Origin of the sequence: Erwinia sp. ErVv1 (assembly GCF_900068895.1) — a bacterium.
GTDB lineage: Bacteria > Pseudomonadota > Gammaproteobacteria > Enterobacterales > Enterobacteriaceae > Erwinia.
This window is the reverse complement of sequence record NZ_CDPK01000031.1, coordinates 1-510: the sequence shown is the minus strand read 5'-3', so window position 1 is coordinate 510 and position 510 is coordinate 1. Positions and strand designations below refer to the sequence as shown.

The following is a 510-nucleotide window of genomic DNA, read 5'->3' as shown; positions in this document are numbered from 1 at the left end:
CCGGCAGATGGAATGGAACGAACGGGGACTGCTTACCACTCTTATGGAAAGCGGCAGACCGGACAACGATGGCGGCATTCCCCGGCGTGTTCAGCAGTTCAGCTATGACAGCAGCGGACTGCTGACCACCCGGATAACCCGCGATGCCCGGTACCATTACCAGCGTAACAACATCGGGAAGCTTACCGGCCTGACGCGCATACCGACCGCAGCAGGCCTGGCGCTGGGAATTGAAGCGGATGATATTCAGTTTACCTTTGACGCGACAGGAAAACTGCTCAGTGAGCAGGGGGTGAACGGTGAGCTGCATTCTGCGTATGACGTTCTGGGCAATCTTACCGCGCTGACCCTGCCCGGCGGGCAGCAGATAAGCTGGCTGCACTACGGCTCCGGTCACGTCAGTGCCCTCCGCTTTAACCAGCAGACCATCAGCGAATTTACCCGCGACCGCCTGCACCGGGAGGTGTCCCGCACTCAGGGAACCCGTGAACAGACCCGCCAGTATGACAG

1 pseudogene is annotated in these 510 nt (G+C 59.8%); it reads left to right on the top strand.

Going from position 1 to position 510, the window contains the following annotated elements:
• Window positions 1-7 precede the first annotated feature (7 nt).
• A pseudogene (locus A1830_RS23095) lies at window positions 8-510 on the top strand (type IV secretion protein Rhs); the annotation flags it as partial.